At 57.8% G+C, this 14,945-nt stretch carries 12 protein-coding genes and 1 tRNA gene; 8 read left to right on the top strand and 5 right to left on the bottom strand.

What is annotated here, in order from left to right; genetic code table 11:
* The first annotated feature begins 47 nt into the window (after positions 1 to 47).
* From ABRP84_RS06105 to ABRP84_RS06095, 3 genes are read left to right on the top strand one after another with little or no spacing between them, the layout of a single operon-like run.
* Positions 48 to 1,355, top strand: a complete 1,308-nt coding sequence (locus tag ABRP84_RS06105; RefSeq protein WP_023022290.1) for a DEAD/DEAH box helicase — start codon at positions 48 to 50, stop codon at positions 1,353 to 1,355.
* A gap of 31 nt (positions 1,356 to 1,386) precedes the next feature.
* On the top strand, positions 1,387 to 2,235 hold the full coding sequence (locus ABRP84_RS06100; protein WP_349853035.1) for a 3-methyladenine DNA glycosylase: 849 nt from the start codon (positions 1,387 to 1,389) through the stop codon (positions 2,233 to 2,235).
* A 48-nt stretch (positions 2,236 to 2,283) separates the two neighbouring features.
* A complete protein-coding gene (locus tag ABRP84_RS06095; protein ID WP_349853034.1) occupies positions 2,284 to 3,078 on the top strand; it encodes a vWA domain-containing protein in 795 nt (264 codons plus the stop codon).
* Between the two features lie 61 nt (positions 3,079 to 3,139).
* On the opposite strand, the gene ABRP84_RS06090 is transcribed toward ABRP84_RS06095, so the two are convergent.
* The 5 genes from ABRP84_RS06090 to secA2 form a co-directional block, all read right to left on the bottom strand.
* A complete protein-coding gene (locus ABRP84_RS06090) occupies positions 3,140 to 3,703 on the bottom strand; it encodes a MerR family transcriptional regulator (protein ID WP_005282882.1) in 564 nt (187 codons plus the stop codon).
* A gap of 146 nt (positions 3,704 to 3,849) precedes the next feature.
* Complete coding sequence (locus ABRP84_RS06085) at positions 3,850 to 4,443, bottom strand: bifunctional nuclease family protein (protein ID WP_349853033.1); 594 nt, start codon at positions 4,441 to 4,443, stop codon at positions 3,850 to 3,852.
* A gap of 38 nt (positions 4,444 to 4,481) precedes the next feature.
* Positions 4,482 to 5,228 carry a transcriptional regulator FtsR gene (gene ftsR, locus ABRP84_RS06080; RefSeq protein ID WP_349853032.1) on the bottom strand — a complete coding sequence of 249 codons (747 nt, stop codon included), beginning with the start codon at positions 5,226 to 5,228 and terminating at the stop codon, positions 4,482 to 4,484.
* 98 nt (positions 5,229 to 5,326) lie between these two features.
* Entirely contained in the window at positions 5,327 to 5,761 is a 435-nt protein-coding gene (gene odhI, locus ABRP84_RS06075; RefSeq protein ID WP_023022279.1) for an oxoglutarate dehydrogenase inhibitor Odhl, read from the bottom strand.
* Positions 5,762 to 5,846: 85 nt separating this feature from the next.
* The gene (secA2, locus tag ABRP84_RS06070) at positions 5,847 to 8,138 is read right to left on the bottom strand and encodes an accessory Sec system translocase SecA2 (RefSeq protein ID WP_349853031.1); all 2,292 of its coding nucleotides are present in this window, start codon (positions 8,136 to 8,138) and stop codon (positions 5,847 to 5,849) included.
* 87 nt (positions 8,139 to 8,225) lie between these two features.
* On the opposite strand from secA2, the gene ABRP84_RS06065 reads away from it, so the two are divergent.
* From ABRP84_RS06065 to ABRP84_RS06045, 5 genes are all read left to right on the top strand, one after another.
* Complete coding sequence (locus ABRP84_RS06065) at positions 8,226 to 9,386, top strand: bifunctional alpha/beta hydrolase/OsmC family protein (protein WP_349853030.1); 1,161 nt, start codon at positions 8,226 to 8,228, stop codon at positions 9,384 to 9,386.
* Positions 9,386 to 9,784, top strand: coding sequence for a YchJ family protein (locus ABRP84_RS06060; RefSeq protein ID WP_349853029.1), 399 nt, complete (start codon positions 9,386 to 9,388; stop codon positions 9,782 to 9,784). Before ABRP84_RS06065 ends, ABRP84_RS06060 begins: the two co-directional genes overlap by 1 nt.
* A 76-nt stretch (positions 9,785 to 9,860) precedes the next feature.
* Positions 9,861 to 9,934: transfer RNA gene (locus ABRP84_RS06055), tRNA-Pro, on the top strand.
* A 355-nt stretch (positions 9,935 to 10,289) separates the two neighbouring features.
* Positions 10,290 to 12,284: a site-specific DNA-methyltransferase gene (locus ABRP84_RS06050; RefSeq protein WP_349853028.1), complete on the top strand. Its 1,995-nt coding sequence runs from the start codon at positions 10,290 to 10,292 to the stop codon at positions 12,282 to 12,284.
* Positions 12,285 to 12,287: 3 nt separating this feature from the next.
* The gene (locus ABRP84_RS06045) at positions 12,288 to 14,909 is read left to right on the top strand and encodes a DEAD/DEAH box helicase (RefSeq protein WP_349853027.1); all 2,622 of its coding nucleotides are present in this window, start codon (positions 12,288 to 12,290) and stop codon (positions 14,907 to 14,909) included.
* The last annotated feature ends 36 nt before the right edge of the window (positions 14,910 to 14,945 follow it).

The raw sequence follows: 14,945 nt of genomic DNA, 5'->3' as shown, positions 1-14,945 counted from the left end.
CGGGCGATGCGGGATTTTGCGCGTCCACCAGTTAGAATTGCCCAACGATGACTACTTTTGCCGAACTCGGCTTACCTCAGCGCGTGGTTCACGTTTTACACAACCAAGGAATCACGGAAGCTTTCCCCATCCAAGCCGCAGCCATCCCCGATGTACTCGCAGGCAAGGACGTACTTGGCCGCGGGCCTACCGGTTCCGGTAAGACCTTTACCTTTGGGCTTCCTACATTGGCCCGATTGGCTGGCTCGGGCGCCTCTACCCCGGGCCAGCCCCGCGCGGTCGTGCTCGCCCCCACCCGCGAGTTAGCGACGCAGATCCAACAACGCCTCGATGAGCCCGCCGCCGCATTAGGGCTACGCGTCCTCGCCGTGGTCGGCGGCGTTAATATCAACCATCACATCCGCTCTCTGGCACGCCCAGTAGACCTCTTGGTCGCCACACCTGGTCGCGCCCAAGATCTCATCGCCCAAGGGAAGTTGTCCTTCGACAAGGTACAGATCACCACTCTTGACGAGGCAGACCAGATGGCCGATATGGGTTTTCTTCCCCAGGTGCGCAAGCTTTTAAACTACACCCCGCCCACCGGTCAACGGCTGCTTTTTTCTGCGACCCTCGACGGGGACGTCAATAAGCTTGTCGAGCAATTCCTGCACGATCCCGTGGTCCACTCCACAGCTCCAGTTGCCGCGGCGGTGGAATCGATGTCGCACCACCTATTTTTCGTGGGCGATCGCCCCGCCCGCAATGAGGTGGTTATGCGCATCGCTGCGCGCGCAGGCAAGACCATCATGTTCATGCGTACCAAGCACGGCGTGGACAGGCAGGTAAAAAAGCTTCGGCGTGCCGGCATTAACGCCTATCCACTGCACGGAGATAAGGGCCAGGGGGCGCGCAGCCGCGCCATTTCTGGCTTTGCCGATGGCTCCATTCCAGTCCTCGTAGCCACCGATATTGCGGCGCGCGGCATCGATATTGCAGACGTTTCCCTCGTCGTCCACGTGGATCCGCCTGCAGAACACAAGGCCTACCTGCACCGCGCAGGGCGTACGGCGCGCGGCGGCGCAACAGGCACGGTGGTTACCTTGGCCACCGATGAACAGCGCTCAGAGGTAGCTGCCCTCATCAAAAAGGCCGGTGTGCGCGCTACCGAATACGATATTTCCCACCGCGAAAACCCGGCCGGTGCCCCTGAGCTGCGCACGGTCACCGGCGCCCGCAAGCCGCACGGACCGGCACTTCCGCCGCCGGGCCAAAACAGTTCTAACGGCTCGGGCCAGCAACAAAAGAAGCAGCCTCCACGCCAACAGAAGCGGCAGGTTGGAGGAGCTAAGAGGGGTAAGGGGCGGCGTCGCTAAGCGCCAGTGCAATAGAAAGGAGGATGTGCGCGTGCAGGTTTTATCTACCGCTGACTGGACCGCCCGCATAAATGAGCACGAGCGGCGGGCAGCGGACCGCCTGGAGAGGTTTCGCCATCCGGGCAGCTATCACCCGGTGTTTGATTTCCTTTTTGAGTACTACCCTGTCCGGCCGTCGCATCTAAAGCGCTGGCACCCGGGCATCGACACGGCACTCGAGGGTAATGCACCCCAGGCTAGCTGGCGCGATTACCACGAGACTGCGGACGGCATCACCGTGGACGTGGAGTCCTATATGCAACGCCGCGGAAGTTCCGTTGACTATATTTTGGATCTGCTGCGGCGCTCTGCCACCAACCCGGTGCACTTTGATTGCTTTGGTCTGCACGAATGGGCGATGGTTTACCACACCGATTCCCCACGCCATGATCTCCCGCTGCGCTTAGGCGCAGAAGGAACCAACCGGGTCGTTGATACTCATTCTCTAAAGTGCTCGCATTATGATGCGTTCCGTTTCTTTACCCCGCCCGCGCGTCCGCTCAATTTGACGGTTCTCAACCGTGAGGATCAACCGGCCAACGACCAGGCAGCCTGCGTGCACGTGACCATGGATCTTTATAAATGGGCGTGGAAGCTCGGCCCCTTGGTCCCAGGTGATCTCTTCCTCGATTGCCTGGATCTGGCTATCGATGCCCGCATCCTTGACATGGAGGCCTCTCCGTATGATTGCCGTAATTGGGGCCTTGGGGTAGTTCCTATTGAAACACCAGAGGGCAAAGCGACGTATGTCAACCGTCAACGGGGCCTCGCGCAGCGAGCCCAACCACTGCGTGAGCGGCTTGTCGCAGTAATGGAAAAGGCTTATTGCCAGTTACACTAGATTAAACGCATCATGCGCTGGCTCGGGAGTTTTGGAGAAAGGCACTACATGGCACGGCACTCAAACGGGGAAAACAGATTCGCACTAGCCGGCTGGGTTATCGCGGTTATCATCATCGCAATCCTTGCCGTCATCGCACCTTTAATTTTCCTGTTGCGCGCTGGGGATGACGCTGGAGAGCCTACAGCCGCAGATACCGCACACGAATCCTCTGTGGAAAACAACCCAGGAGGATCCTCCTCTCCTGGTGCGACGGACACCGGCGAAGGGGGCAAAGAAGCTTCCTCGTCCAGCGTAGACATGGCGCCCAATACTCTCCTGCTCGTTGATACTTCTGCGAATATGACCGCGATGTTTGACGCAACGCAACAAGCGCTATCTGGCACCGCAGAAAAACTGAGCGACAACAATAGTCAGGTTGCCTTGTGGAACTACTCGTCCCCCATTTCGGAGGCCGCGGCGGTGGGGTACCGCGACAACCTCGGATTCGGCAATGGCTCTGAGGTGCCGCAGACACTCGCGGCATTCGGCACCGGTGGTGTGCCGCAATCGCGCAGCGCTACAATCGCCGCACTGAATACCGCAGCGGATCAAGCCGCTGACACCAACCGAAAGACACGGGTCGTCCTCGTTACGACCGGTACTGAGCTCGACATAGACGATGCCCAGTTTGCAGCCTCCCTTGACGGTGCCAAGTCAGACAACGTAGAGCTATCCGTTGTCCACGTGGGCCCAGGGGAAGTCGATGAACAGCTAAAGGACGCTGCTGACAACTTCACTAGTGTCGATGCGGGTACGCAAAAGGACCTCAACGCCGCGATCGATAAGGCCGCTGGGGTTTAACCAAAAAGTTCTCCCTCCACCCCCGTGAGCTGGGGTCTGGAGGGAGAACTTTTAAGCAGGCTTAGGAGCTCTTGCGATTGCGGCGAGCGGCAAGCTCATCGAGGCCAACCACATTGTCATCGGGCAATTCCTCGATGCGCTCTGCGGGGAAGGACGTAATCGTGCCGGACAGTTCCTTCAAGATTCCCGGTACGGCGATGCCGAAGACACCCTGACCGCCGGCGAGAAGGTCAATGACCTCATCATTGGAGCGGCACTCGTACACGGTGGTGCCATCAGAGACGAGGGTGAGTTCAGCCAGATCGTTAACGCCGCGGTCATGCAAAGATTCCACGGCTAAGCGGATATTCTGCAGGGAAATACCGGTATCGAGCAAGCGCTTGACAATCTTGAGGACCAAGACGTCCTTGAAAGAATAGAGGCGCTGCGAACCCGAGCCGCGTGCGGTGCGAATGGAGGGGTTGACCAAGTTGGTGCGTGCCCAGTAGTCCAACTGGCGGTAGGTGATGCCAGCAACTTGGCAGGCGATGGGCACGCGGTACCCCACTTCTTCGTCCGGTCCCACATCAAAGAGGGATTCTTGGACGTACTGGGACTCGGACTGAGTGTCCTCGGTGATGCTCACGTAATTACTCCAATGGGGTTTGTTGGAAGCTCTAAAGATCAATTAAATGCCAAGCGCACACCCCCGTCAAGCGGTGCTTGCTTAACCTTCGAGTACAACTTTAGACTTTAAAAACCACATTGTCACCATTAGTCACACGCGTGTCATTAATTTTTTCCGTCTTCTTCCCCCGTGTGGAAATCGGATTCATCCATACCAAGGCTGCGCATCATCTCTTCAAAATCGGCATCGGCCTGCGCGTTTCCAGATGCAGAGGTGCTTTCCTCAGCAGAGGAAGCATCGCTATCTCGCCCGTCCTGGGTGGGGGTAGGAAGTTCAAGGTCGAAGTATTCCTTGATGTCCTCCTCGCTGGCGAAAACGGATACCTGCGCCAAAAGCGCAGACTCTGCAAGAATGGGTACCTTAAAGTGGTCAGCTACCGCCAAGGCATCACTTACACGAGCATCAAAAACCTCGCCTTGCGCGGTCTGAATATCCACCATGAATGTGCCTTGATGGTGGTTAACAATCTCGATGGCCTCGACGCCACCTGCAGCCTCCAAGACCTCACAGAGAAGATCGTGAGTCGTGGGGCGGTTCGGGCGCTGGTCAGCAAAAACTGCTGCCAATTGGATTCCGTCTACGGCGGAGAGCCAGACGGGAATGAGGCGATTCTCTTCGGGCCAACGCAGCAGCGCGCAGATATCATCTTCTGGCCCAAGCTGGTGAATGCCGTGAAATTCAAGGGTTACATCACTCATAGCTACCACTCTCCCACATGGGAGGTGGCCATGGTGAGTTAGCCGTTAAATTCGTGGCGCAAATCCGTCTTCACCAAGGTGGCATGCAAAGAAACGACCAGCGCCGTCATCTGCTGGGAGAGTTCTTCTGCCTGCTGGTGCGCGGTATCGGAATTCGAGTGCGCTACGGGGGCCGCGACCTGGGATATCAAGTCCGCTTGGCGGCGTGCGCTATTGCGCAGGGACTTCAGCTGGCTAGCGCTAAAGCCGAATGCCTGCAGCGCTACTGCTGCAGAGGCGATGGCCACGTCGTCCGTATTGAAAAATCCCGCGGCGTCCGGCTTAATGAGCTTGTCCTTGATAAAGGTGGCAATATCCGCCTCGGATGCTCCGGCTTGCTCTGCTACCTCGGCATCGGTCAGGCGCGTGACCGCAGGTGCTTTGAACTGCTGCGGGGAAAGCAGGGTCTCCGCATTGCCAGCAGAAACAATGGCGGTGACCTGCCCAGAATCCATTGCTTCCAGTTGCTCACGGATGACCTTGAGCGGGGTGTAGTTATCCCGCTGGGTGGTCAAGATATAGCGCAGCCTATCCACGTCTTCCTGCGTAAACCGGCGGTAGCCGGAGGCAGTGCGCTGGGGAGAAATCAGCCCCTCGGATTCGAGGAAGCGGATTTTGGACACAGTGACATCAGGAAATTGCTGATTCAGCGTTTCTAAGACCACACCAATGGACATGGTCTTAGCCTTCTTCGTGTTCGGGCTCTTGCGGCGAGCTGTTGCCGCCGCGGATTCTGCTGCGCTCACTGTGTCTATCTCTTTAAAGTGTCTCAGTAGTCGTTGGATATAAAAGGAGACTAAACCGTTTTAACCAAGGCCGGCAAAACGGTTTGTCTGCTGCAGTATTAATCCTGCTTGGTGATGAAGACGAGGCGGAATTTACCGATCTGAATCTCATCTCCAACCTCGAGCACCTGCGAGTTGCGCGGTTCGCGGTTGACGTAGGTGCCGTTCAGGGATCCCACGTCTACTACCTCGAATTGGCCGTCATCATTCTTGCGGAATTCAGCGTGACGGCGGGAGACGGTGACATCATCCAGGAAGATATCTGCCTCTGGGTGGCGCCCTGCCGTGGTAGTGTCCTGGTCCAGCAGGAAGCGGGCACCGGCATTGGAGCCACGCTTGACCACAAGCAATGCCTGGCCATCCTCCAAGTTTTCCGTACCTACCGCAGAGGTTTCGGTTCCCTTGGTGCCATTTTCCATTTCCTTGAGCAGGTCAGCGCGGAATACAGAGGTGGTCTCCACCTGTGGTTCCGGGGTTCCGGTGTTCTCGCTCATTGTTACCTCCGGGGATTAGTTTTGAGTTACTTATACCAATAATAGCGACTCTTCCGAGTCTGTGATCTCTCAGTGGGCAATTATTTCACCGAAAAATATTTCCGATGCCGCTCAACACGGAATTTCCCTGCCCCGCAAGGGGGTTATCAGAAACCATATAGGTCCAAGTTGCGCTTGGACGGTTCAACCCAGAGTCTGCAAGGTGTGCCCCCTCGGCGTCAATAGGCACCTGCCTGAAGGTCTCTACCGCCTGATCGACTGCCCGTTGCGCTAAGTCCTTAAACTCGCGGACCGCAATGCGGTGATATTCGTCAATTGGGGTCTCGCGCGCGATGGCGCGCAAGTGGATGGATTCTCGCACATCATCGAGCAGCTCGAGATGATCGGCCCAGCCCATGTCGAGGTGATACAGCATGATCTCCCGCGCCGCCTGAATCCGCGCTACCTCTGGGAGATCCGCAAGCTCGCTCGCCCGCTCTGGGGCGCGCTCAGCTAGTTCCTGCCACGCTTGGTCTGTATCCAATAGCGCTGCACGGCGCTTATCGATGATGATGCGCTGATCCGCCAAGAGCTGGTTATACTTCCAGGTTTGGGCGTGAATTTCTAGCAATTGACCCTCTGTTACCCGCTGGCAATGTGCCACAAAGTCCTGCACCCGTTTGGATTCGATAAGGCCGCCAGGGCCGGGCTGCGCGCTGACCTTTTCCCCCGCACCGCCTTGTTGCACCACATCATCTTCCAGCGAGACGAAAAATAGGGCCAAGCCTGGGTCTCCTTGCCGGCCTGCACGCCCGCGCAGCTGGTTATCGAGCCGCGCGGTGCGGTGCCGAGAGGTTCCGATCACGGCAAGGCCGCCGCGCTCGGCCACCTCATCGTGGTCGGCCTCATCGGCGCCGCCGAGCTTGATGTCGGTACCGCGGCCGGCCATTTGTGTGGAGACGGTTACCCGTCCTACATCGCCGGCTTCGGCGACAATCTGTGCCTCTTCGCGGTCATTTTTGGCGTTGAGCACGTTGACTTCGATATCGCGATCGCGCAAGGCCTCAGCCAAATTCTCTGATTCCGCCACGTCTTGGGTTCCCACAAGTACAGGTTGACCAGCATCGTGCAGGCGGGCAATTTCTTCGACGATTGCCGCTGACTTCTCCCCTATGGTGGCAAATATACGATCCTGCTCATCAAAGCGCTGCAGTGGCTTATTCCGATCGATAACGGAAACGTGCAGGTCATAAAATTGCCGCAGCTGGTCGGTGGCCTCTACCGCAGTGCCCGTCATCCCGCAGACCAACGGGTACCTGCGCATGAGTTCTTGCAGTGTAATCGTATCGAGGATGCGCCCGCCCTCAGAGACCTCTAAGCCCTCTTTAGCCTCTACCGCAGCCTGCAGCCCGTCGGGCCAGCGCTGCAGGTCGGCGACGCGACCACGGGAGGCATCGATAAGCTGCAGCTTGCCGTCCACCACGATGTAGTGAATATCGCGGATCAACAGCGCCTTTGCGTGCAGCGCTAAATTGACCTTGACCAGGACGGTGCCGATATTGTCTTCGGAATAAAGGGAATCGATGCCGAGCTCTCGCTCTACGCGGGCTGCGCCGACATCGGTAAGCTGCACCGTGCGCCCATCATCTGAGATGACGTACTCGTGGTTCTCCCGCAGCCGAGAGACCACATTGGTAATTTGCCCCGTGGGAGCCTCACCCGGGCGGTTTCCGGCCAGCACCAGCGGTACAAGGGCCTCGTCAACTAAGACGGAATCGGCTTCGTCCACCAAGGCGACATCGCCAGGAGCCTGCACCGCCTGTGCGCGTTCGGTGATCTGATTATCGCGCAAAAGGTCAAAGCCCAATTCATTAACGGGGGCGTAAATAATATTCTGTGCATAGGCCGCGCGGCGCTCATCCGCACTCATGCCCTCCGTCACGGAGGCTACCTGCAGCCCAAAAAATTCCACGACAGGCCGCATCCATTCGGCATCGCGGCTGGCCAGATAGTCATTGACCGTCACGATGTGGACGCGCTTCCCAGTCAGCGCGAAACCCGTTGCGGCCATCGCGCCGACGAGCGTCTTGCCCTCACCGGTAGCCATTTGAATGACATCGCCGGTAAGCAGTCGCAGTACCGCCTGCGATTGGACGGTAAATGGGTGCAGGCCCAGGGTGCGTTCGCACGCTACGGCCAAAGCGCCCAGGAATTGCGCCTTGTCTGCGACCTCACCGCCGCGCACCGCATCGCGGGCGGCTTGAGCCACGGCAGCATCGTCGCTCTCCGCGAATTTCTCCGCGGCGGAGCGAGCTTCATCCACGATGGCCTTGGATTTCTTATCGTTTCGCTCGCTTTGCGAGCCCATCGCTTTCCAGAACCAATCGAATGCTCCCACGACAATTCCTCCTTTAGGGACTGGCTTCCTACGACTCTAGTCAACCTCATCTGGCTTGGAACTTATGGGGCCGTTATTGTAGGTGCCATGCAATCCGTCAATGTTAAGCTGCCGTCCAGCCGAGGAACCGAGATGGCAGGAACCATCGACTTTCCTGATGCTCCCCCTCTCGCCTTCGCCGTCTTCGCGCATTGCTTTGCCGGCTCGCGCCATACCCCTGGCGCGGCCCGCACCTCGAAGCAATTAACGGAATTCGGTATCGCCACCTTGCGCTTTGATTTTCCCGGTTTGGGGCAATCAGAAGGCGAGTTCGCGGACACCACGTTTAACCAGAATGTCGACGATATCCGCGCCGCCGCGGACTGGCTAGAAGAACACTATTCCGCACCACAGATGCTCATTGGTCACTCCTTGGGCGGCGCAGCGGTGCTCAAGGCCGCCACGGCAATGAAAAAGATTCGGGCCGTTGCCACCATCGGCGCCCCCTTCGATCCGGCGCACTCCGTGCTGCACTACGCGGATAAGATCGGCGAGGTAGACGCTAATGGCGAGGTCGAGGTCGTCCTAGGCGGCAGGGCGCTGACCATTTCGCGTAAATTCCTAGAGGATTTGGCAGAAACCAACCCAGAGGAATACCTGCCGCGGTTGCGCAAGCCACTCTTGTCCCTGCATTCTCCCATCGACCAAACGGTGGGCATCGACAATGCGCAAAATATTTTCCGCATGACCCGCTATCCCAAGTCCCTCGTCTCGTTGGATAAGGCCGATCACCTGCTGACGAAACAGAGTACGGCGGCCCGCGCCGCTGATCTCATCGGTGCATGGTCGCGGCAGTTTATCGTCCCCGACTATGAACCCGAGGAAGTGGGTACGGATGCCGCCGTTGCCAGCCCTGCTATCGGCACCAAATTCGGTGTCGTGGTGCGCCACAATGATCATTCCGTTACCGCGGACCGGACCAAAAAGGAAGGCGGCAAGGGCAAGGGCTTTACCGCAACCGGCCTGCTCATGTCGGCCTTGGCAGCTGCCTCCACCCAGGCCATCAAGGAAGCCGGCAAGAAGCTTGCGCTTGACGATGTCCACGTGACCATCACCCAGACCGGTTCCACCTCTTTCGAGCGCCGCATCGAACTAAAAGGCTCCTTGGACGATTCCGAGGTCGATGCACTGCGCGTAGCCGCGCGCGATACCGACATCGAGCGCATGGCCGCCGGCGCCACCATCACCGATATCGTGGACGCCAACTAATGGTGGCCCTCAACCCCATCGCCGATTCCCGCCGCTGCCCCTGCACGAGCGGGCTGAGCTTTGGCGAATGCTGCGGCAAGTACCACGCTGGTGCCAAAGCTCCCACGGCGGAGGCCCTCATGCGGTCACGCTTTAGCGCCTTCGTCAGCGGCGATGAGGACTACCTCCTGCGCACCTGGGATCCGGTGACTCGGCCCAGCTCATTGGACTTGGCTGACTCCCCCATTCGTTTCTACCGCCTCGATATCCTCGATACCGAGCGCGGTGGCCTAATAGACGATGAAGGCATCGTGGAATTTGAAGCCTTCTACAAGGGTGAGGCAGTGGGCTCCCAGCGGGAGCGATCGTCTTTCCGGCGCCTTAATGGCGCATGGGTCTATTCCACCGGCGAGCTTTAATGCAGGTCACGGCCTAGATTTCACTGTGGAATTATCCTGATGTAATCTAGGGCAGTCGCGAAAAACAAAGCGACGCCGGGCTATGGCGCAGTTTGGTAGCGCACTACACTGGGGGTGTAGGGGTCGCAGGTTCAAATCCTGTTAGCCCGACAAATTATCCCGACGGGTTTGCGAATCTAGATTAAATCATTTGCGAAACCGTCTCTGACAGATAAACCCACCGCGTTATAGCGGTGGGTTTAGTCGATGTGGCCTTGTGGGCATCTGTAAACGATAAGCCAAGGGACATGGTTCCCCCTCTAAAACGACTTCTAGGGTTAAGTAGCAAAAGGGGATATAGACATTCTTTAGGAATATTCAGAGTAGCAGCTTGCGTCGTCGTTGATTGATGCTTAACCCCAAAGGGACGTGTCACCACAACAGAGGCACCGCGGTGTCACACTACGCCCCTGCTGGATAAACTGGGTCTGTTCAATCCTCGGTACACAAAAGGAGTGCACGGCCTATGACCAAGCAGCGTCTAGAGCTGACGTGGTACAACAAAGATAAAGCTCTTATCCCCACTGAGCAGGGTAAATATGGCTACACGTGGGTTGACCCGACCGACCCACGCTACTGTCAGACTCACTTTTTAGATTACGGTGACGTGGTACGCGGCGAGCAGCAGCCCAAGCAGGAAGGACGAACCTACTCCGAGCGTGCTGACTTCACGCCCACCGACGACAACCTGCTGTTCCTGGGCGAGTCTGGAGACGTTCTGGAAACATTGACCCGTGTGCCAGAACTAACTGATAAGTACGTAGGTCAGGTTAAGTGCATTTACATCGACCCGCCTTTCAACACCGCGCAGACGTTTGCTAACTACGAGGACAACCTGGAGCACTCCGTGTGGCTGACCATGATGCGCGATAGACTGTTGCACCTTAAAAAATTGCTGAGCAATGACGGCTCCATCTGGGTACACCTGGACGACGTGGAGAACCACCGTATGCGTCTGCTAATGGACGAGGTTTTCGGCGCGGAGAACTTTGTAGCCGAGGTAGTATGGGAGAAGACGTACTCGCCGCGCAATGACTCCAAGGGTATTCCCGCTGTTACCGACGTGATTTTGGTGTACTCCAAGGGCGGATTCGTCCCTAACCATTTGGCACGGACAACGGAGATGAATGCGCGATACAAGAACCCAGACCTCGACGGGAATGGGCCGTGGAAAAACGCCGATACTACCGCCCCCCTTGCCCAGGAACGGGGTTATTTTGGCGGAATTTGGCACCCTATTACAAAGGAGTTCGTGTACCCACCAGGCAGTAGGCACTGGTCACTGAACTACCACCGCCTTCTCAAATCACTTAACGAGTTCACCCCGTATCAAGCCGTGCCCCCAACCCCAGAGAACGTCGAAACTCGCGCTCGTCTAATGGGGATTGACCCTTCGGAGGTTCGCACGGACATGCCGGACCTAGTTCCATGTCAACCAGAAGAAGCGGCTGCGTCCGAGACGGTGGAGCGTATTAGCTCGGGAGGGTGGCCAGAGTTCTTTATCCGGGAGTCTGGGTTCGGTCGAAAGGTTTGGTTATCCGGGGTTTCTGGACGTGCACCAATTAACCTCTTGAAATGGGAGGAAGTAGGTCACACGGACACCGCCGCAAAGGAAATTCGCGCACTGTTCTCTGGCACCACTGCGTTCACCACGCCGAAGCCGGAGCGCCTGCTAGAGCGTATTATCCACATCGCCACTAACCCCGGTGACATTGTGGTGGACGTGTTTGCTGGATCGGGCACCACTGCGGCGGTGGCGCAGAAGATGGGCAGGCGTTGGGTGACGTGTGAGCTAAACGAGGACACGTTCAACCGATTTACCCGGCCACGGTTGGAGAAGGTGGTACGTGGCGAGGACTTAGGCGGTATCACCGTCACCAAGGGCGAGCGCGTGGACGCAAGCGCCGATGGCTTACCGGAGGGGTTGACACCGGAGGACGCGCAGAAACTCACGTCGCTGTTGAACAAGGCAGTCAGGGACGAACCAGAGTTGAAAAAGTCCTCCGACCTGCGCGCAGTGAAGCAACTGGTCAAGACCAAGAAATCACCGGACACAATCAACTGGCGCGGTGGTGGCGGGTTTACCGTGGCACGGTTGTCTCGGGACTGCTTCGACGTGGATGAGGACACGGGCCTGGTTGTCCTCACTGAGGACGCGACCGCGCGCAACCTGTCCGCAGCAGTCGCCGCGCACCTGCGGTTTCGTATGACTCCAGACGACCCGGTATTCCCGGCCAAGCGGGAGAAAATGAACTTGTTTGTCACCCGCCAGCCACTCACCCAGGAGTTCATCGACGAGCTGGTGTACTACGTACCTGATGGTGAAGCAGTGACCGTTGCTGCTACCTCCGCTGACTCTGACTTAGGCCGCTACCTGCATAAGGCCTGCCCTGGATCACGGATTATTCACCTGCCTGATGGACTGTTTACCCGTACCCTCTCTCACGCTAAGGAGGCCTAGACCATGACTCTTCACCTTTCCTACGACCCAGCCCTGGTGAACGAACTCTCCGCGAGCTTTGGACTGCGCGCGGCCAATACCCGCGCACTCGATACTCTCGCGCGCCGAATGGATAGCGGTGTGGACGGCGCACATGCGCTGGTGATGGACATGGCTACGGGTGCGGGCAAGACCTATGTCATGGCCGCGTTCATCGAGTACTTGCGCCGCGGTGGTGTACACAACGTCGTGGTGGTAACACCCGGCTTGGTGGTGCAGACCAAGACGGTAGCCAACTTCACCCGCGGCTCTGGCAAGTTCATCGAGGGTGCAGCACTTGATCCGGTGGTTATTACCCCAGATAACTACAAGTCCATGGCAGCAGGGCGTACCGAGGCCGAGCAGCAGTCGGCCTCCAGCGTGTTCGTCTTTAACATTCAACAGCTTATCACCCCGAAGAAGATGGAGGGTGAGACCAAGGGCGGAGGTAAACAGGCCACCGCTCGCGGCATCCGCAAGTTCTCCGAGTACGCAGGAGTCCTCTACGACGACTTGGCCTCCCGCGACGACCTGGTGGTCATTGCCGACGAGCATCATCTGTATTCCGCGTCTGCTGCCTCCTTCCACGCTGCGATTGCTGACCTCAACCCGGCCATGCTGGTAGGACTTACCGCGTCTGCTGACGATGACGACGATGTGGTTTTCCGCTACACCCTGCGCGAAGCCATAGGCGATAAGTCAGTGAAAACGCCGGTCATTGTCTATCGCCGCGACGGCTACGGCGAGCGCGAACAGTACCAGCAGTTAAAAGACGCGGCTACCCTGCGCGAGTTCAAGCAGCGGTACTATGACGACTACGCCGCCCACCATGCTGATGATGGCACGTCCCCGATTAATCCGGTGATGATGGTGGTGTGCGAAAACATCGCCCACGCCACCGAGGTCGAAGAGCTACTGGCAGGCCCCGAGTTCTTCAATGACCCGTATGCGGTACTGCGCGTGGACTCGGACTCCATGACCGAAGAAAAGACCACCCTGCTCAATGGCCTGGATAACCCAGATTCTCCGGTGCGCGCGGTGGTAAGCGTCAACAAGCTCAAAGAAGGCTGGGATACCCGCTCGATTGCAGTAATGGTGACCCTACGCGCCATGGATTCCGACATCTTGACCCAGCAGACACTAGGCCGCGGGCTGCGACTGCCGTTTAAGCGATACACAGAGGTAGAAGCTATCGACACCCTGGAAATCGTGGCTCACGACTCGTTTAGGCGACTTCTAAAAAGCGAGAAAGTGTTGCATTCCTTCGGTGTAGACACCCGCCCGCAGGAACCGGGTACCAACACTGATACGAAGACGGATACCGACACTGAAACAGGTACCGAACCGCCGCAGCCAGATACCGGCACCGTTTCCGTGCCGCCGCAGCCAGAAACCGATACAGGAGCTCGCCCTGGCACCAGCCCGGCACTTACCGTGGCAGACGATCCGGGAACCGACACCACAGGTCAACCGGATACAACTACCCAGGGGGACACGGAATTAGCAGGTCAGAATACCTCGAATAAGCCGGTAGGCCAGCTGCGCGAACTGGGTGGGCAAGGCCGCGACCTTGATAACTGGCATGATGAGGCGACCACTCCTGCGGTGGTGGAGCTGGTGGAGCGCTTCAGAGATGTCTCCTTCTGGTTCCCGTACACCACCTGTATGCGCGAAGACGAGTTCTTCCCGCTGCACAAGCTCACCAATGCCAACATTGTTGCAGCCGCCGGAAAAGTATCCGACGAGGCCACCAGCGAGATGGAGCGCTACAAGCTCAAATTCACAGCGCACACCATTATTCCGAGCCGCCTGGAACAAATGCAGGTGCAGTCGGTAGCCATTGATACTGACACTGCCCGGCGTGAAATCAAAGCGATCATCTTGGCTAACAAGCTCATTGACCGCAACAGCCAGAATCTAAGCCAGCTGGATAACCGCATTGTCCCAGCCTTTATGAACGCCGTCTCCGTCTCAGAGTGGACGGTTGATGCACTGGCCACAGCTAATGAAGCGTTGCGGATGATGATTTCGCAGGCAGTTAAGCAGTTCACTGCGTCGCTAGAGCCGGCTGTCCGGCTTGTGCCGTTGCTGCTTCCCCATGAGCATCGCCGCAGCTATCAACTTCCCAAGGGACGTGACATTATCCCTCTCCCGGAGGATAAGACGAAGTTTATTCGCCGCCAGTACTACTCCGGCTGGAAGAAAGGCCTGTACAACGCAGCTGCCTTTGACTCCTACTCGGGTGAAGCAAAGCTGGCTGGTGACCTCGATGTGTCTCCCGATGTTGAGTGGTGGACGCGGCTATACCCAGAGGATCGAGCCAGCATTGGCTATGCCGCGCGGCGGTCGTACTACCCGGACTTCATTGTGCGCGATAAGGAGGGTAGAACCTGGATTGTCGAAGGCAAGGATGCCGGTGGCCGCGATAACGACGAGGTGCAAAAGAAGCGTGCTGCTGCGGAGGAGGCCATCAATTTGATGGCCAGCCACCCAGATATGTCGGGTGTGAAAATCGGCTATGTGATTGCCTACGAGGACACGATCTCCACTGCTAGTTCTTGGCGGAGGCTGCTCAGCGTGTCCGATCCGGTTGTGTCGCCTAATTAGGTAACTCTGCCCACCGCCCCGGCCTGCCAACCGACG

The organism is Corynebacterium sp. KPL2861 (assembly GCF_040225475.1).
In the GTDB taxonomy this organism is placed as follows: Bacteria; Actinomycetota; Actinomycetes; order Mycobacteriales; family Mycobacteriaceae; genus Corynebacterium.
Note: the sequence above shows the minus strand (reverse complement) of the source record. Positions and strands in the feature narration are given on the sequence as shown.